The following is a 17,239-nucleotide window of genomic DNA, read 5'->3' as shown; positions in this document are numbered from 1 at the left end:
CTCCACAACAGGCCCATGGCCGAAACGCCGGCGTAATCGCCTGCCACCGGCGCGTCCTGCGTCAGGTCAACCCGGCCCTGGGCGTTGGCGATAAACGTCGCCGAACTGCGCCAGAGCAGCCCGTTGCCGCGCACGGTCTGGCTGGTCAAGGTTACCCGTGCGCCCGCTGCCAAGCCTTCCAGGACAATCTGCCGGAGCTCATCGAGCAAGCCATCGGCCGGGGTGATATGCAGGTGCGCCATTACTTTTTTTCCTCGGTGACCATCATCGCCGTGGTCCGGTCACTGAGCCATGGCTCGACCCGCAGCCCTTTACGCGCCGCCCAGATGTTCTGGTAATGAAACAGCGGCAACACGCCCACGTCGTCGGTCACAAGCTTGACTGACTCGCGCAAAACGGCCTCGCGCTTGCTGTCGTCAAACTCGGCCGAGGCCTGTTGCAAGGCTTGGTCCACCAGCGGGTTGCTGTAGCGCCCCCAGTTCGATGAGCCCAGGCCTTTGTTGGCGTCGGCCGTGGCCAGCACGTTCGCCAGCCCGTAGCTGGCCTCGCCAGTGCCGTTGCCCCAGGCGATCACCGTGACGGCGTATTCGTTTTTGTTGGCGCGGCTGGCGTAGACCGACCACGGCACCACTTGCAGATCAACCTTGACCCCGATGCGCGCCCAGAACTGCGCCACGGCTTGCAGGGTTTCCGGGGCCAGCGGGTAGCGATCACCCGGCACGTGCACGGTCAGTTGGAAGCCGTCGGGGTAGCCCGCCTCGGCCAGCAGTTTTTTTGCCTGCGCCGGGTCATTGGCGATGTCTGTGACCGCCGGGTTGTAGCCGAAGGTGTTGGCCGGCATCCACTGGTTGGCCGGGGTCACGGTGTTTTGCAAGATGCGCTCAGCGATTGCCTTGCGGTTGATGGCCAGCGACAGCGCCTGGCGGACCCGCACATCACGCAGCGGATTTTGCGCCAGCGGCTGGCCCGCATTGTCGCGAATAAACTCGTTGGGCCCCGCACGGAAGCTCGGCTGAATCAGCAACGCACGCAAGCCGGGGTAGGCAAAGACGCTGACACTCGGCGTGGCGCTGAGCTTTTTCACGTCCGAGGGCGACACCTTGTCGATCACGTCCACGTCCCCGGCCAGCAAGGCGGCCGTGCGGCTGGCCGGGTTGGCGATGTAACGGTAATCAACCGTGTCCCACGTTGCAGGCTTGCCCCAGTAGCCGGTGTTGCGTTCAAACAGGGTACGGTCGCCCTGGGCATTGGAGACCAGCCGATACGGCCCGGTGCCGACCATCGCCTTGCCGCTGTTGTAGTCGGCTGTACTGGACTGTTCACCGACATGCCGGCTGACGATGTAAATCGAGTCGATATTTTGCAACAGCAATGGATTGGGTTCAGACGTCTTGACCCGCAAGGTGTAAGGGCCAGGGGCGCTCACCGACTCGACGGTGCGCAGCGAACTGGAATACGGCGCCACGCTGCCGGGAACGTTACGCGCCCGCTGCAATGAATACACCAGGTCATCGGCGGTCAGCGGCTGGCCATCCTGCCATTTGACGTCCTTGCGCAGGTAGAACTCCCACGTGGTGGCATCCACGGTTTTCCAGCTTTCAGCCAGCCCCGGCAGGGTCTTGTCGTCGCGACGTTCCAGCAGCGACTCAAACACATGCAGCGCCAGCGAACGGTCACCGGCGTGGTTGTTCAGTTGCGGATCCAGCGACGACACCGGGTCGGCGTAGGCGATGCGCAGGGATTGGGCATTGGCCCCCGCCGCGCCGGTCAACAGTGCAGCGGTCAGTAACGTAAGCAGCAGCGGTTTCATGGCAGTTATCCGAAGGTTCAAGAAACAAGGTTGAGATGGCAGGCGCTGAGGTGCCCCGGCGACACTTCACGCAGCGTCGGCGCCTGTTCGCGGCAACGTTGGCTGGCGTGCGGGCAGCGCGGGTGAAAGTGGCAACCGGACGGCGGATTCAGCGGGCTGGGCATTTCGCCGCGAATGGCCTGGTACTGGCTGCGGCGCAGCTCGAAACGCGGGATCTGCGCCAGCAATGCCTGGGTGTACGGGTGGTTGGCGCGGCTGAACAGTTCATCCACCGTGGCCGACTCCACCACCCGCCCCAGGTACATCACCACCACCCGGTCACACAGGTGCTCGACCACGCCCAAGTCATGGCTGATAAACAGGTAAGTCAGGCCCAGTTGCTCGCGCAGGTCCATAAACAGGTTGAGGATCTGCGCCTGAATCGACACGTCCAGCGCCGCCACCGACTCATCGCACACCAGCAACTCAGGCTGCACCGCCAGGGCCCGGGCAATGCCGATGCGCTGGCGCTGGCCGCCACTGAACTGATGCGGGTAGCGTTGACGCAGATCCGGGCTTAACCCGGCACGACGCAGTTGCGCACTGACGTAGTCGTCAAAATCGCTGCGACTGGTCAGGCCCTGGCGCAAGGCGCCCTCACCGACAATGCGGTCAACCCGCAGGCGTGGATTGAGGCTGGCGTAAGGGTCCTGAAAGATCATTTGCACCTTGAGCCGCGCACCTGCGCTCAAGGACTCATAGGGTTGCCCCTCGACATTGACGCTGCCGCTGGACGCTGGCAGCAGGCCCGCGACCATGCGCCCCAAGGTCGACTTGCCGCAACCGGACTCACCCACCAGCCCCACCACTTCGCCACGGGCGATGCGCAGGTCGACGTTGTCCACAGCGCGGGTCAAGGGCCGTGGCTGGCTCAAGCCCAAGCGTTGCAGCAGGCCACCAGGTGCCTGACCAAATTGCTTGCTGACCTGGCGAAGTTCGATCAAAGGCACGGATTCATTGGCCATGGGCAGCTCCAGCTTCATAGACGGCGGGATGAAAGCAGCGCAAGCTGCGCCCCGGTTCAATTTCAACGGCGGGTGGCAATTCGCTGCATGCGCTGCTGGCCCGGCTGCAACGCTGGGCAAAGGCGCAACCGTCGGGCATCGACAGCAGGTTGGGGGCCATGCCGGGGATCTGCCGCAGGCGTTGCCCGCGCTGATTACGGCTTGGCAGGCTGTCGATCAGGCCTTGGGTGTACGGGTGCAGCGGGCGGTCGAGCACCGCATCGACACTGCCCTGCTCGACAATGCGCCCGGCGTACATCACCGCCACTTGATCGGCCAGCCCGGCCACCACCGACAGGTCATGGGTGATCCAGATCAGCGACGTGCCCTGCTCACGTACCAGCTTCTGCACCTCGCCCAAAATCTGCGCCTGAATCGTCACATCCAGCGCCGTGGTCGGCTCGTCAGCGATGATCAGGTCCGGGCGGTGCAGCAAGGCAATCGCAATAGCGACCCGCTGGCGCATGCCGCCAGACAACTGATGCGGGTAGGCGCGCAGGCGCTCTTCCGGGCTGGCGATGCCCATCGACGCCAACGTGTCACAGGCGTGCTGGCGCGCCTCGCGACGGCTCATCGGGCTGTGCGCGCGCACCGCCTCGATCATTTGTGCATCGATGCGCAGCACCGGGTTGAGGGTCATCATCGGGTCTTGAAAAATCATGGCGATCCGATTGCCCTGCAAATGGCGCAGCTCTTTGGCCGACAACCGGGTCAGGTCGCGGCCCTGAAAGATGATCTCTCCGCCGCTGATTCGCCCCGGAGCATCCACCAGCCCGAGGATCGAAAAACCGGTCACCGACTTGCCCGAGCCCGACTCGCCCACCAGGCCCAGAATCTGCCCCGGCTGCAAGCGCAAGGACACCTCGCGCACGGCAGGCAGCACGCCGTCACGGGTATGGAATGAGGTCGACAGGTTGCGCACTTCAAGGGTCGCAGGCCGCACGTCTTGCTGGAATGCATTCATCGTTGCAGCCTCGGGTTGAGTACATCACGCAGACGGTCACCCACCAGATTGATCGCGACGATGGTTAACAGCAGCGCCAGACCGGGGAACACGCTGATCCAGTATTCGTCGCCGAGCATGAATTGAAAGCCGTTGGCAATCAGCAGGCCCAACGACGGCTCGGTAATCGGCACACCGAGGCCGAGAAACGACAGGGTCGCTTCCAAGGTGATGGCGCGGGCGATCTGCAAGGCGCCGATCACAATCAGCGGCGGCAGGCAGTTGGGCAGAATGTGCCCCACCAGAATCCGCCAGCGGCTGATGCCCTGCCCGCGTGCGGCCTCGACGTATTCGCGACGGCTTTCGACCAGCGCCTGGCCCCGCGCGGTGCGGGCGTAATAGGCCCACTCCAGCAGCACCAGGGTCAGCATCACGTTGCCCACGCCCTTGCCCAGCCAGGCGAGGATCATCAGCGCCATGAGAATCCCCGGAAACGACAGCAGCAGGTCCACCAGACGCATAACTAACGCGTCGACCCAACCCCCTGCATACGCCGAAATCAGCCCCAGCAACGTCCCGATCACGGCCGCGATCAAGGCCGAGCCCACGCCCACCAGCAAGCTGATGCGCAAGCCATAGACAATCGCCGAATACAGATCACGGCCCTGCCCGTCTGTGCCCAGCCAATAGGTGTAAGCCCCTTCGGCGCTGTGCGCTCCGGGCGCCAAGCGCGCATCGAGAACGTCCAGTTGCATCAGGTCATAAGGGTTTTGCGGGGTGATCCAGGGCGCAAACAGTGCGGCCAGGGTGATCGACAGCAAAATCAGCAGGCCGACCATCGCCAAAGGCGAGCGGATAAAATCCAGCGCACCGCGTTGCCACAACGATTCGACGCGCAACACGCGCGGCGGGTTTTGCAGGGCGGTCATTGCGCACCTTCCAGACGGACACGCGGGTCCAACAAGCGATACAACACATCCACCAGCAGATTGAGGCTCACAAAAATCACCACCACGACCAGCAGGTACGCCACCACCACCGGCCGGTCGAGGTTGTTGATGCTGTCCAGAATCAGCTTGCCGGCACCGGGCCAGGCAAAGATGGTTTCGGTGACCACCGCATAGGCGATGGTCGAGCCCAACTCCAGCCCCAACACGGTGACCAGCGGGATCAAGGTATTGCGCAGCACGTGCATCACAATCACCCGCCTGGGCGACAAGCCTTTGGCCCGGGCGAATTTAACGAAGTCCTGGGGGAGGATTTCACGCACCCCGGCGCGAGTCAGGCGCAGCACCAGCGAGACTTTGAACAGCGCCAGGTTCAACGCGGGCAGCAACAAATGCTGCCAGCCATTGAGGGTCAGCCATGACCACTGAATGCCAAACAATTCCCGCGTCTCGCCACGGCCACTGGCGGGCAACCAGCCCAGGTGCACCGAGAACAGCAGAATCAGCATCAAGGCGACCCAGAAAGCCGGCAGCGAAAACCCGACAATGCTGCCCGCCATCATCAGCCGCGCCGCCTTACTGTCCGGGTACAACCCGGCAAACAGCCCCAGCGGCACGCCGATGACGATGGCCATCAACAAGGCACTGAACGCCAGTTCGAAGGTCGCGGGCAGGCGCTGCAGAATCAGTTGCAGGGCGTCTTCGTGATAGACATAACTCTTGCCCAGATGCCCGTGCACAATCCCGCTGAGAAAATTCAGGTATTGCTGCCACAGCGGCTGGTCCAGGCCCAGCCGGGCAATCGCTTGCAAGCGCTCGGCCTGATTGAGGTCTTCACCGATCAGAATGTCCACCGGGTTGCCGATGGCATTGAGCCCGACGAACACAATCAGGGTCATCAGCAGCATCACCAGCAAGGCTTGCCCCAGCCGCCGCAACAACCATCCGGTCATGTGCGCAACTCCTGAGCGCGCAGGATGCCCGGCTGCCATTCATCGCCCTTCAATTCCGGCTCGGCATAGGCTTGCATCGCCTCGAAATGCAGCTCGATATCGTCGTTGAACAATTGCCCGGCCAGCCCTTGGGCCATGCGTTTGGCGCCTTCGCTGATGGCCGGAATATCGCCAGACACACCGCCGTAAGTCAGCGCTGCCGGGTAACTGAAGCAATGCACGCGGTCCAGCCCCGGGCAGGTGCCAGGCACACGTTCGAGAAATTCGAATAATGGCCCCAGGTCGGGCAACTGCGACAGCTCAAGATCTTCTTGCCCGGCCGGGGCACTGTAACGGTCGCTCCACAGTTTGATGTGCGGGGCAAACGGCGAGAACTCCGGGCGCAACGCCCAGTTGCTGCGAAAGCCGGTGGCAAACACCAGAAAGTCGTAGTGCAAACGGGCGGTTGGCGTCTGCAGCAACAGGCTGCCATCGGCTTGCACCGCCACCGATTCAACCGGGCTGCCCAGCAAGAACCGCGCGTTGGCGTGCCGCGACACGCGCAACGTACTGCCCTGCGGCGGCGGCACTTGTTGCAGGTTGAGGTAGTGGCGAATGCTCCATTTCCAGTCATCCGGCAGGCGCCAGTAACCGTGGGTCATGCCCGGGCTGCCGGCACCTTTGCCCTTGTTGATACGGGGTAAATCCTTGCGCCGGACCAGCACGTCCACCGACCGGGCGCCCGCCTCCAGCGCAGTACCGGCAGCGTCCATGGCCGAGGCGCCGCCGCCGATCACCGCCACGCGCTTGCCGACAAACCAGTGGTCCTGCAAACCGTCAGCCGAGTGCGCCCAGTATTCACGGGGTAGCGCGTCAGCCACTTCTGGTACCCAAGGCCCGCCCAAACCATCGCGACCGGTGGCCAGCACCACGTGCCGGGCCGAAACGTTGAGGGCTTGCCCGTCGGCATCAATACTCAGTTCGACGCGACCGTCCGCCCTCGGTTGCACCCGTGTCACGCGGTGACGATTACGCACATCCAGACGCAGCACGTGCCGATACCAGCGCAAATACTCAGCCCATTGCAGGCGCGGAATCTTGTCCAGTTGCTCCCACTCGGCCAGGCCGAACTGGGCTTCAAACCAGGCGCGAAAGGTCAAGGCTGGCAAACCCAACGCCGGGCCGCTCAATTGCTTGGGCGAGCGCAGGGTCTGCATGCGTGCTGTGGTCGCCCACGGCCCTTCAAAGCCTTCTTCGGACTGGTCGAACACCACCGCCTTCACCCCCAGATGGCGCAACTCGGTTGCCAGCGCCAACCCGGCCATCCCCCCGCCAATCACGGCCACTTCAAGCAGCAACTGGCCTGCTTGATGACGAGGTTTGACCCACGGCTGAGCCGGTAAATCGAGCCACTGCAAATCCTCGCGCAGGCGCGCTTCGAGGGCTGGCAGGCCAATGGGAGCTGTGGTGTGGGGCATTGTCGGTATCTCTAATAAAGTCATGAACGCTTCGCAGGATCTGCCGCAGACTGCGGCAGATCCTGCGAAGAGCGGGCCAGGCGTTGGCCCCGGGTTTAAAAATCGATGTTCAGACGGCCGTAGTAAAACGCCCCGTAAGAGCCAAACGGTGAGATCGACGAGTAGTACGAGCCACCGGAGACATCAATGATCTGGTGCTTGTCCGGGTACACGTTGAACACGTTGTCGGCCCCCACAGACACGGTGATGTTGTCGGTCAGGGCGTAGTTCACGTCGACATCGGTGATCCACTTGGCGCTGAAGGTTTCGTCAATGCCGCTGGTACCGCTGCCCAGGCGCTTGACCTTGCCGTAACGGGTGCTGCGCAGGCCAATGTCCCAGTCGCTGACTTGCCAGTTCACGCCGACGATGTACTTGCTCTTGGGCACCAGGTCGGTCACACCGCCCAGCTCCGTGCGCTCAAAACGCGACAGGCCGAGGCTTTGCAACTGGCCGGGATTGGCCTTGAGGTCGGTAATGGTGGCTTTGTTCCAGTTCGCCCCCAGGTTCCAGCGCAGACGTCCGTAACGGTCCAGGTGCTGGGTGTAATCAGCCACCAGATCCAGGCCCTTGGTGCGGGTATCAAAGGCGTTGGCGTAGTACTGCACCTGCTGCACATGGGAGAAACCATTGGCCGCGAGGATCTTGTCGACTGCCGGGCCTGACAGCGGGCTGATCAGTGCAATACGGTCTTGCAGGTCAATCAGGTAGGCATCCAATGCGATGTTGAGGTTCTGCACCGGGCTCCAGGTCAGGCCCGCCGAGATGCTTTCAGACTTCACCGGGTCCAGGTCTTCAGCGCCCAACGCCCGGCCAATCGCCGAGTTGGGTTGCACACGCTTGATCATGATGTCCTGGGTTTCATTGCCCACGGTGCGACGGCCCAAGCCGGTCTTGGCGTAGCCCTGTTGCACCATCGACGGCGCAACAAAACCGGTGCTGATGGCACCTCGCGCAGCCAGCTCCGGGGTAAAGGCATAACGGGTCGACAGCTTGCCGGTCCAGGTATTGCCCGAGCTGTCGGTGTAATGCTCAAAACGCCCGGCGGCGCCGACAAACCACTTGTCCGTCACATCCAGCCCCAGGTCGACATAAGCGGCCGAGTTGCTGCGACGCAGATTGACTTCATCCTCGGGCAGCAGCAGGTAGTTGCCCAGCGCACCGATGGCCGACAACTGCCCCGCCCGCGGGTGGCCTTGCGGGTAACGGTAACCGCCGTTGGCATAGGAATCGGCGTCCCCGGACTCTGTGCGGTACTGCTCGAAACGGTATTCGAGGCCGGTGGCAAAGTTCAGCGGGTTACGCGTGCCGATGTCCAGCTTGCGGTTGAGGTCCAGGTTGGTCGTCCACTGGGTGAACGTGTTGGTCTGCAGGTCAAAGTGCCGCGGGCTGTCCGGCCCCAACGACGGGTTGAGGTTGTTTTTGGTGCTTTGCTTCTGCCGGTTCGAGCCGTAAGAGGTGCTCAAGTCCCAGCCCCAGCCCGCCAAGTCATCGCCACGGGCACCGAACACGCTTTGGTAGTCAAAGCTGTCAAAGGTGAAATCCGGGGCCACGCCGTCCGGGTACAGCTCGTTGATAATGGTATTGCCGTTCGGCCGACGGTAAGCGATCGACACCAGCGCATCCTGCTGGCCGACCGTGCTGAAGGAGTACAGCGAGATCGAATCGTTAAGCGGCAACTCGGCGTTGTACGACACGTTGAGCTGCTCGATCTCCGGCAGGCCACCGCCATAGGTGCGCTTGTCGATGGTGTTTTCACGCGGGTCAGGCTGGCCGTTCACCGGGTAGTAAAAACTGCCGGTGGCTACCCCGGAACGTTTGGTGCTGTCCTGCTTTTTGGCATCCAGGGCGAAGTTGAAAAAGCCGTCATTGGGCAGCGGCAAACCGATGTCGAAGGTCTGCTGGTAGGTCTCACCGTTGGAGCCCACCCCGCTGTGATAATGCGAACGACGCCCGGCCATGGTGCTGGCGCTGCCGCCGCTGCTGTTGGACTTGAGGATGATATTGATCACCCCGGCGATGGCGTCCGAACCGTATTGCGCTGCCGCACCGTCGCGCAGCACTTCCACGCGGTCGATAGCGCTGATGGGGATCAGGTCCAGATCGGCCGGGTTCCAGCCTTCGGACAGCACCGAGTTTTCCGAGGCAACCGAACCGCCATGGCGGCGCTTGCCATTGACCAGCACCAGCACATAGCCGCCACCCAGGCCGCGCAAACCGGCCGAGCGGGCCACGTTGCTGTAGGCGCCGCCGGTCACCTTGGCCACGTTGAACGAAGGCAGGGTTTGCGCCAGGGCATCGCGCAAACTGGTACTCGCACCTTGCTTGAGCAGTTCCTGGCCGCTGATCACATCGATCGGCACGGCACTTTCAGCCACCGTGCGCTGAGTACCGCGGTTACCGACCGAAACCACGGTTTGCATGACCGGCTCCGTTTTAGCGTGAGCCTTGTCGTCATCTTCTTGTGCCACTACCGGTCCGCTGACCAGGCACAGGCCGGTCAGCGCGAGGGCTGCCGGGGTAAAAAGTGAAGCCGATGAAGCGCCGGATTGCATATGCAAACTCCCCGATAAATCGCCAAAAAAGTTAAAACACGTCTTGCGGCGATTTGCCGAGGTCGGCTGGATGCCCGCGAAGCTGAAGGTCTGTGTTAGCAGCCTTCAATTCATTTTCATGATTCATTAGCGCATTGAATGCGGTAAATGAATACTAAGGAGCAGCGGTTATTCCATCAACTGGCAAAAAAGAATATGGATATTTCCTTCTGGAATAAAAACTGTAGGAGCAAGCTTGCCTCCCGATCTTTTAGAAGGTCAAAAGATCGCGAGCCAAGCTCGCTCACACACGGGCAAGGGGTTTAACCGGCGTAGATGCTTTGCATCAACGCATCATGGCTGCTGGCCGGGTGCACGATCATGCCCGGCAGTAAGGCCTGGGATGAGGTTTTGAGGGTTTCGACCAACGCCTTGGCCACTTCTGATAACGGTGTGGCGTAGGCCGAGATCAAGCCAAAAAAGAACGGGACGTTGCTTTCAATCGGTCTCACCACCACCCCGTTCAATGGTACGCCAAAGGCCGTAAACGGGTCGGCCAGCGCCACGCCCAGCCCCACGCGGGCCATTTGCATGGCGGTCAGCGAGGTGTTGGTGTCAAGAATGTGCTGCGGCTCAACCCCGGCGGCTTCGAACGCGCGGTTGATGCGGCGGCGGAAGCGGAACGGGTTGGAGATGCTGATCAAGGTCTGTTGTGCCAGGGTTTGCATGCTCAACACCGGCTCTGCCGCCAGCGGCGAGTCGGCCGCCAGCACCGCCACGCAGGCGGCTTCGCCAATCCAGTGCAACTCAAGGCCGCGATGTTCCAGCGGCAAACTGACCACCCCCAGATCCACGGTTTTGGCCAATACCGCCTGCACCGCTTCTTGCGCGCTGAGGCTCTGGATTTGCAGTTGTTGCGGCTGCAAACCCGGCGGTAACTGCGCCAGCGCAGGCGGCAACAGGCCCGAGGCCAGGGCCGGGGTGGCCACCAGACGCAAACTGAGGTTTTCGTCACGGGCAATGTTCAGAGCCCGCTGCTGCACGTGACGCACCCCTTGCAGGGCATTCTCGACCTCGGCCGAGAGCATGAACGCCTTTTGCGTCGGGGTGACTTTCGGCCCGCTGCGTTCGAACAGGGCAAACCCCAGTTCCTGCTCCAACTCCTGTATCAGCCGGGTCACGGTAGGCTGCGAGCGCCCGAGCATCTGCCCCGCCCCCGTGACACTGCCCGCCGACATGACCGCAGCAAACGCTTCCAACTGGCGTAGATCCACCGGGATCTCCTTTGACATGACCTGAGGCGATGCAGTGTACACAGCACCGCCGGTTCGGGGCAGGTCACTCAGCCCGCCAACAGCGCAACCAGGGCCGGTACGGTCAGCACCGCGGTGTAATACCCCATGAACTGCACGCCGATGTTGAAGCCCAGAAAGCGCGAGAGAAAACCGCCCAGCAGGCCAACGGTGACAATCACCAGCAAGCCGAGCAAACCGCCCTCCCAGATCCCGATCACCAGAATCAGCCCGACAAACGTCGCGATTACCGCTTCGTGGCTGATTTTGCGCGACACGTACGACGCCGCGCGATACGCGTAGTTCATGGTGAAGGGATAGGCGATCAACAAGGCCACCACCACTGCCAACATGCCGTAACCGAGAAATTCCCAGGTGCTGAGCAACGAGTGCAGGTTGTGCACCTCGCCCGAGGCCGAGTCCACGCTAAAGCGCGGCGGCGCGTTGAACAACGGCGCTGCCGGGCCCGCCGCCACCGGGCTCAGTGGCAAGCCAAAGGCAATCAGCGGGATCAGCGCCTCGGCAATGTAAGTGGACTCGGTCACGCCATTGCGCGCGGTAATCACTGTCGTCAGGCGATGGTAAACATGCTTGACCCGCGAGCCGACCAGTTCACCCATGATCACGGTCATGGCCACCGGGCTGAACACGAAGGTGGCACTGGAGATTACAGCGGTAATGCCGGTCCACAGGCTTTGTTTGCGGTCCAGAACCTTGAGCGGGTTGGGAAAGAAGCCGCCGCCGCTTTTTACATCAGGCGACAGTGAAAACGTGCGCACTTCACTGCGGCGCATGTTCTCGCGCTCGGCCGGGGCCATCATCGCGAACAGGGCTGCAATCAACGGCCCGATGGCGATGCCCAGAAAGTAACTGACGGTGAGCTTGACCCCGTATTGGCCGGTGAGAGTTTGCAGGCCGAGAATGATCAGCACAAAGGGGATCAAGGCCAGTACTGCCGCCAGCCGCCCTTTCGAAAACCACGCAATGGCAATCGCTGCCGCCAGGAAAATCCACGGTGCCGAGCGTTTGATAGTGTCGCCAAACGGCGCCAGCATGACCGCAAACAGAACCGCCATGGGCACGGCGATCAGCGCAGCAATCACCGCCCCGGAAATCATCTTGCGCAAGGCAATGTGCGGCACCCCGAGGTTGCGCAAAAAGTTGGCCTCGCGCATTAACGGCGTGGCCATGGTGTCACCGGGAATCCCCAGCAGGGCCGTAGGCACGGCGTGGGTCATGTGCTTGGCCACCGCACCGGCCAGAAAGAACGTCAGCACCCCCGGCGCAGGCACGCCCAGCAGCACCACCAGCAAGGTCAGCGGTGCCAGGGTGGTGGTTTCGTCGCTGCCGGAAATCAGCCCGATGGCGGCAAAAATCACCGCCCCCAGAATGCCCATGCCCAGAGCAATCAGCACTTGATCGAACAATGAAACGATCATGAGCGACCTCCATTGGCAGCCAGGCCATCGACCGCTGGCGCCGAGTCAGCCCCGACGTTGTGCAAGCCCTTCTCGTAGTCCACGAACAGCTCGTACAGGTCCATCTCCTTGAGCTCGGCGATGGTTTCGGGGGGCAAATCAGCTAGACGCCCAAGGTCACCAAACTCGCTTTGCAAATCCTTCAAGATCTGGCTGCGCCAGGCCGGGTCTGCCTCGTGTTCGACCACATGGCGCTTGGGTTTGAACAGGCTCGCACTGATTGCCCCGCCCACCAGACAACCTACGATGCCCACCAGCATGGCGTAGGCCCGGGCCATCTGTGCGGAGGCCACCCACTCAAGCAAAAAGTGCTGTGCGGTAAAAAACGCGCTGAGGCTGACGATGGCGCCAATCACAATGGCGTACACCAGATGGCGCACATCAACCGTGTCACCCCAGACTTCATAGAGTTCAGGTTTCAAAGAATTCTCCCACTGCTTTTATTGTTATGGAGGTGAAGAGAGATGCCCCAATACCTGTAGGAGCGAGCTTGCTCGCGATCTTTTAAAGGCTCGCGAGCAAGCTCGCTCCTACAGATGAAGTGGTGTTTTACATCACAGCCCGCGTTTTTGCTTGAGCAGTGCCGCCGCATGATCCGCACGCACGTCGTGGGCTTCGACCATCTGCTTGACCAACCAGTCGAGTTCTTCACCCTTGGCGCCCGCCGTCAGCGCAATGTTGCGCGCATGCAAGGCCATGTGTCCGCGCTGGATGCCTTCGGTCGACAGCGCCCGCAGCGCACCGAGATTTTGTGCCAGCCCGACTGCAACGGCAATTTCCGCCAGTTCCTGAGCACTCTCGACACGCAATATGCGCAGCGACAACTGCGCCAGAGGGTGAGTTTTGGTGGCGCCGCCCACCAGCCCGACCGGCATCGGCATTTCCAGGGTGCCCACCAGATTGCCCTGGCCGTCTTTCTCCCAGGTGGTCAGCGAGCCGTAATGGCCATTGCGACAGGCATAAGCATGTGCGCCCGCCTCCACCGCCCGCCAGTCATTGCCGGTGGCGACAATCAACGGGTCTATGCCGTTCATGATGCCCTTGTTGTGGGTGGCGGCGCGGTACGGGTCAATCACCGCGAAGTTGTAAGCGTCGAGAATGCCTTCGATCACCTCCTCCCCCTTGAATGCAGGCGTGGTGAGCAACTCGGGGGCGATGCGGATTTGCGCACGGGCCAGACGCAAGTCGGCCAGATTGGAAAGGATGCGCAGGCGCACCTTGGCCCCGGTGATTTCTTCGATCAGCGGCGCAACCGCCTCGGCCATGGTATTGACCGTGTTGGCGCCCATGGCATCGCGCACATCGACGATCAAATGCGCGACCAGCATCGGCCCGCGCGGGCTTTGCGCAAAGGTGTGGACTTCAATGTCCCGGCAGCCGCCGCCCAGCGAGTTGAGGAGTTGGTCTTTGCGGTTCGCCAGCTCGATGATTTCGTCCTTGCGCCGCAAAAGGCTCAAGCGCGCATTGAACGGGTCAGCGACATCAACGATCTGCACCTGCGCGCGCATCAACGGCAACGAACTGGAGGTCTGGAACCCGCCCGCCTCCCGCGCCAGCTTGGCCATAAAGGACGCCGCCGCTACCACCGACGGTTCCTCGACCACCATGGGCACGATAACGTCGCGGCCATTGATCTGGAAGTTGCTTGCGACGGCATAGGGCAATTCGAAGGTGCCGATCACATTCTCGATCATGCCGTCAGCCCGCTCCAGCGCCAACGCCCCCGGATCACGCAGCAGCGCGACGTCATCAGCGGGCAGGTCGAGCAGCGCTTGCAGGTGCTGCAAACGCTCGGCGGGCGCCAGGCTACGGAACTTGGGAAGGCGCGAATCAATACTCATGGTTCAATCCTGTGGTCATTATTGTTGTCTTTGAGCGCCACCCTAAAGCGCCCTGTGCCCGCATGAAAGGTACAGTTCGCACAAACAGTACCCAAGCTGTACCCTCGCTAAAAAACAGCAGGATGGCCAACCATGGTGCGTCTGACACTCGCTCAGCAACTGACCGCGTCACTGGTCGAACAGATCGGCAATGGCACTTATCGGGTGGGCGACCGCCTGCCGTCACTGCGTGAATGCATGCGCCTGTTCGGCCATTCGAAAAATACCGTGATCAATGCCTATGAAGCCCTGGCGTCCCAAGGGCTGGTCGAACCGCGCCATGGCCAGGGCTTTTTTGTCCGTCAGGGCAGCCCCAACCACAGCGAACCGGACGAACCGCAGCCCTATGCGCGGGCCATGGACACAATCTGGCTGATGCGCCAGCAGTTCGTCCGTGAACCGGGGCATTCGCCGCTCGGTGAAGGCTTCCCGCCGGTGGAATGGCTGATGGACATGCGCCTGGACAAGTTCACCCGCCAGATCATGCGCACCGAGGTCAACACGCTGTTTCGCTATGGCAACCGCCTGGGCAATGCCAGCCTGCGCCAGCATCTGGCGCAAAAACTGGCCAGTTATTCGATCACCGCCAGCCCCCGCCAGATCGTCACCACTCACGGCGCCAACCATGCGCTGGACCTGATCATCCGGCGTTTCATTGCCCACGGCGATACGGTACTGGTTGAAGACCCCGGCTATTACCCGCTGTTTGGCAAGCTGCAACTGCAAGGCGCACACATGCTCTGCGTACCGCGCCTGGCTGATGGCCCGGACCTGCAGGTGCTGGAGCAACACCTGCGCAGCCACAAGCCGAAACTGTTTTTTATCCAGTCGGTGGGCCACAACCCGACCGGTTCAGATATCTCGCCGGGCAAGGCCCATCGGCTGGTGCAACTCGCGCAGCAACACAACTTCATTCTGGTTGACGACGATGCCCTGGCCGACTTTAAACCGGCGTCTGCGATCAAGGTGTCTGCGCTCGATCAACTGCAGCGTTCACTGTACGTGGGCAGTTTTTCCAAATCGGTGTCTGCGGCGCTGCGAGTAGGCTTTATCGCCGGCAGCAAGGACGTGATTGATGAACTGGGCGACTTGAAAATGTTGTTGCACACCAGCTCTTCTGAACTGTGTGAGCGAACCATGGACGTGATCCTTACCGAGGGGCATTTCCTGCGCCATTTGATTCGCCTGCAAGAACGGCTGCAAGCCGCCACCGCTGCCGGGCTGGCGATGCTCGATGAGATTGGCGCCGAGGTGTTTTGCCGCCCGCAACAAAGCTTGTACCTGTGGGCACGCTTTGCCCACATCGACGACGCCAAAGACCTGACCCGCCAGTTGCAGCCCAAGGGCTTCATGATCGCGCCGGGGCACATCTTTTCTCCCGAGCAATCGCGCACCAACCCCTGGACCCGGCTCAACGTGGCGTATTTGAACGACCCGCTGCTTAAAGCGCTGTTCAAGGGCTGACGGACGGTATAACGACACAACCTGACAGATACGCGGCCCAAGGCGTGACTTTCCAGCAGCCCGCCCCTAGTATCGCCGGCGTTTTAAATCCCTTCCCTAACAATAAAGTATGGAAACTCGCATGCTCCCTTTCGCTCGCACCCTGCTCGCCCTCTCTCTGGGCATGACATTGCTGCAAACCCCAACCTTCGCCGCTCCACCATTGACCATGAGCAATGGCGTCGCGCAGGTGAACACCCAAGACAGCAACGCCTGGGTTGAAATCAACAAAACCGCGTTTGAACACAATATTCAGGTCCTGAAAGACACCCTCGGCGACAAATCGAAAATCTGTGCGGTGCTCAAGGCCGATGCCTACGGCCACGGCATAGGTTTGTTGATGCCTTCGATCATCGCCACTGGCGTACCTTGCGTCGGCGTTGCCAGCAACGAAGAAGCCCGCGTGGTCCGCGAGAGCGGTTACAAAGGCCAATTGATTCGCGTGCGCACCGCCGCCCTCAGCGAGCTGGAAGCGGCGCTGCCATACAACATGGAAGAGTTGGTCGGCAACCTCGATTTCGCTAAGAAAGCCGCGCAAATTGCCGAAAAACACGGCCGTCCGCTCGTCGTGCACCTGGGCTTGAACTCCAGCGGCATGAGCCGTAACGGCGTAGAAATGAGCACCGCTCAAGGCCGCAGCGATGCCGTAGCCATCACCAAAATACCGAACCTGCAAGTGCGGGCGATCATGACCCACTTCGCCGTGGAAGACGCCGATGACGTGCGCACGGGCCTGAAGGCGTTCAACGAACAGGCACAGTGGCTGATCAAAGAGGCCAAGCTGGATCGCAGCAAAATCACCCTGCATGCGGCCAACTCATTCGCCACCCTGGAAGTGCCTGAGTCGCACCTGGACATGGTCCGCCCAGGCGGCGCGCTGTTCGGTGACACGGTGCCTTCGCACACCGACTACAAGCGCGTCATGCAGTTCAAGTCGCACGTGGCCTCGGTCAACAGCTACCCGAAAGGCAATACCGTCGGCTACGACCGCACCTACACCCTGGCGCGTGATTCGAAGCTGGCGAACATTACGGTTGGTTACTCCGACGGCTATCGTCGTGCGTTCACCAATAAAGGCATTGTGCTGATCAACGGCCACCGCGTGCCGGTGGTGGGCAAAGTGTCGATGAACACCCTGATGGTTGACGTGACCGATGCGCCGGACGTCAAAAGCGGCGATGAAGTGGTGCTGTTCGGCAAACAGGGCGACGCCGAGATCAGCCAGAGCGAAGTTGAAGACATCAACGGTGCATTGTTGGCTGACCTGTACACCGTATGGGGCAACTCCAACCCTAAAGTCTTGATCGAAGAGTAAGACACTTGCCTCGCGATCTTTTAAAAGATCAAAAGATCGCGGGGC

The 17,239-nt window shown here is 61.5% G+C and carries 14 protein-coding genes; 2 read left to right on the top strand and 12 right to left on the bottom strand.

Annotation, left to right across the window (positions count from 1 at the left end; translation table 11 throughout):
* The 12 genes from GHO25_RS17620 to GHO25_RS17565 all read right to left on the bottom strand — a co-directional run.
* Window positions 1-242, bottom strand: a 242-nt coding sequence (locus GHO25_RS17620) for an acyl-CoA thioesterase/BAAT N-terminal domain-containing protein (protein ID WP_178110132.1), incomplete at its 3' end; no start/stop codon positions are given.
* Entirely contained in the window at window positions 242-1,810 is a 1,569-nt protein-coding gene (locus GHO25_RS17615) for an ABC transporter substrate-binding protein (protein ID WP_153391507.1), read from the bottom strand. The genes GHO25_RS17615 and GHO25_RS17620, both read right to left, overlap by 1 nt.
* A gap of 17 nt (window positions 1,811-1,827) precedes the next feature.
* Window positions 1,828-2,814: an ABC transporter ATP-binding protein gene (locus GHO25_RS17610; protein ID WP_153391505.1), complete on the bottom strand. Its 987-nt coding sequence runs from the start codon at window positions 2,812-2,814 to the stop codon at window positions 1,828-1,830.
* A complete protein-coding gene (locus GHO25_RS17605; protein ID WP_153391503.1) occupies window positions 2,804-3,817 on the bottom strand; it encodes an ABC transporter ATP-binding protein in 1,014 nt (337 codons plus the stop codon). Before GHO25_RS17605 ends, GHO25_RS17610 begins: the two co-directional genes overlap by 11 nt.
* Entirely contained in the window at window positions 3,814-4,725 is a 912-nt protein-coding gene (locus GHO25_RS17600) for an ABC transporter permease (RefSeq protein ID WP_153391501.1), read from the bottom strand. Before GHO25_RS17600 ends, GHO25_RS17605 begins: the two co-directional genes overlap by 4 nt.
* Entirely contained in the window at window positions 4,722-5,696 is a 975-nt protein-coding gene (locus GHO25_RS17595) for an ABC transporter permease (protein ID WP_153391499.1), read from the bottom strand. Before GHO25_RS17595 ends, GHO25_RS17600 begins: the two co-directional genes overlap by 4 nt.
* Window positions 5,693-7,153, bottom strand: coding sequence for an FAD-dependent oxidoreductase (locus GHO25_RS17590; protein WP_153391497.1), 1,461 nt, complete (start codon window positions 7,151-7,153; stop codon window positions 5,693-5,695). The genes GHO25_RS17595 and GHO25_RS17590 overlap by 4 nt, the downstream gene beginning before the upstream one ends.
* 95 nt (window positions 7,154-7,248) lie before the next feature.
* Entirely contained in the window at window positions 7,249-9,747 is a 2,499-nt protein-coding gene (locus GHO25_RS17585; protein ID WP_153391495.1) for a TonB-dependent siderophore receptor, read from the bottom strand.
* A gap of 302 nt (window positions 9,748-10,049) precedes the next feature.
* Entirely contained in the window at window positions 10,050-11,000 is a 951-nt protein-coding gene (locus GHO25_RS17580) for a LysR family transcriptional regulator (protein ID WP_048389469.1), read from the bottom strand.
* Window positions 11,001-11,068: 68 nt separating this feature from the next.
* Window positions 11,069-12,457 carry a tripartite tricarboxylate transporter permease gene (locus GHO25_RS17575; protein WP_048372638.1) on the bottom strand — a complete coding sequence of 463 codons (1,389 nt, stop codon included), beginning with the start codon at window positions 12,455-12,457 and terminating at the stop codon, window positions 11,069-11,071.
* Window positions 12,454-12,918: a hypothetical protein gene (locus tag GHO25_RS17570; protein ID WP_153391493.1), complete on the bottom strand. Its 465-nt coding sequence runs from the start codon at window positions 12,916-12,918 to the stop codon at window positions 12,454-12,456. The genes GHO25_RS17575 and GHO25_RS17570 overlap by 4 nt, the downstream gene beginning before the upstream one ends.
* Window positions 12,919-13,050: 132 nt before the next feature.
* Window positions 13,051-14,337, bottom strand: coding sequence for a hydroxymethylglutaryl-CoA reductase, degradative (locus GHO25_RS17565; RefSeq protein ID WP_153391491.1), 1,287 nt, complete (start codon window positions 14,335-14,337; stop codon window positions 13,051-13,053).
* 132 nt (window positions 14,338-14,469) lie between these two features.
* Here GHO25_RS17565 and GHO25_RS17560 point away from each other — a divergent pair, with 132 nt between their 5' ends.
* Window positions 14,470-15,840 (top strand): PLP-dependent aminotransferase family protein, encoded by a 1,371-nt coding sequence (locus GHO25_RS17560; protein WP_153391489.1) that lies wholly within the window; start codon window positions 14,470-14,472, stop codon window positions 15,838-15,840.
* Between the two features lie 121 nt (window positions 15,841-15,961).
* The gene (gene alr / locus GHO25_RS17555; RefSeq protein WP_153391487.1) at window positions 15,962-17,194 is read left to right on the top strand and encodes an alanine racemase; all 1,233 of its coding nucleotides are present in this window, start codon (window positions 15,962-15,964) and stop codon (window positions 17,192-17,194) included.
* Window positions 17,195-17,239: the final 45 nt, after the last annotated feature.

It is taken from the genome of Pseudomonas sp. FSL R10-1350 (genome assembly GCF_009600525.1).
GTDB lineage: Bacteria > Pseudomonadota > Gammaproteobacteria > Pseudomonadales > Pseudomonadaceae > Aquipseudomonas > Aquipseudomonas helleri.
Note: the sequence above shows the minus strand (reverse complement) of the source record. Positions and strands in the feature narration are given on the sequence as shown.

Excerpts from the sequence above, each read along its gene's own strand:
- alr (WP_153391487.1), top strand. The coding sequence starts at position 15,962 with ATGCTCCCTTTCGCTCGCACCCTGCTCGCCCTCTCTCTGGGCATGACA.
- GHO25_RS17600 (WP_153391501.1), bottom strand. The coding sequence starts at position 4,725 with ATGACCGCCCTGCAAAACCCGCCGCGCGTGTTGCGCGTCGAATCGTTG.
- GHO25_RS17610 (WP_153391505.1), bottom strand. The coding sequence starts at position 2,814 with ATGGCCAATGAATCCGTGCCTTTGATCGAACTTCGCCAGGTCAGCAAG.
- GHO25_RS17605 (WP_153391503.1), bottom strand. The coding sequence starts at position 3,817 with ATGAATGCATTCCAGCAAGACGTGCGGCCTGCGACCCTTGAAGTGCGC.
- GHO25_RS17615 (WP_153391507.1), bottom strand. The coding sequence starts at position 1,810 with ATGAAACCGCTGCTGCTTACGTTACTGACCGCTGCACTGTTGACCGGC.
- GHO25_RS17560 (WP_153391489.1), top strand. The coding sequence starts at position 14,470 with ATGGTGCGTCTGACACTCGCTCAGCAACTGACCGCGTCACTGGTCGAA.
- GHO25_RS17595 (WP_153391499.1), bottom strand. The coding sequence starts at position 5,696 with ATGACCGGATGGTTGTTGCGGCGGCTGGGGCAAGCCTTGCTGGTGATG.
- GHO25_RS17575 (WP_048372638.1), bottom strand. The coding sequence starts at position 12,457 with ATGATCGTTTCATTGTTCGATCAAGTGCTGATTGCTCTGGGCATGGGC.
- GHO25_RS17590 (WP_153391497.1), bottom strand. The coding sequence starts at position 7,153 with ATGCCCCACACCACAGCTCCCATTGGCCTGCCAGCCCTCGAAGCGCGC.
- GHO25_RS17585 (WP_153391495.1), bottom strand. The coding sequence starts at position 9,747 with ATGCAATCCGGCGCTTCATCGGCTTCACTTTTTACCCCGGCAGCCCTC.
- GHO25_RS17565 (WP_153391491.1), bottom strand. The coding sequence starts at position 14,337 with ATGAGTATTGATTCGCGCCTTCCCAAGTTCCGTAGCCTGGCGCCCGCC.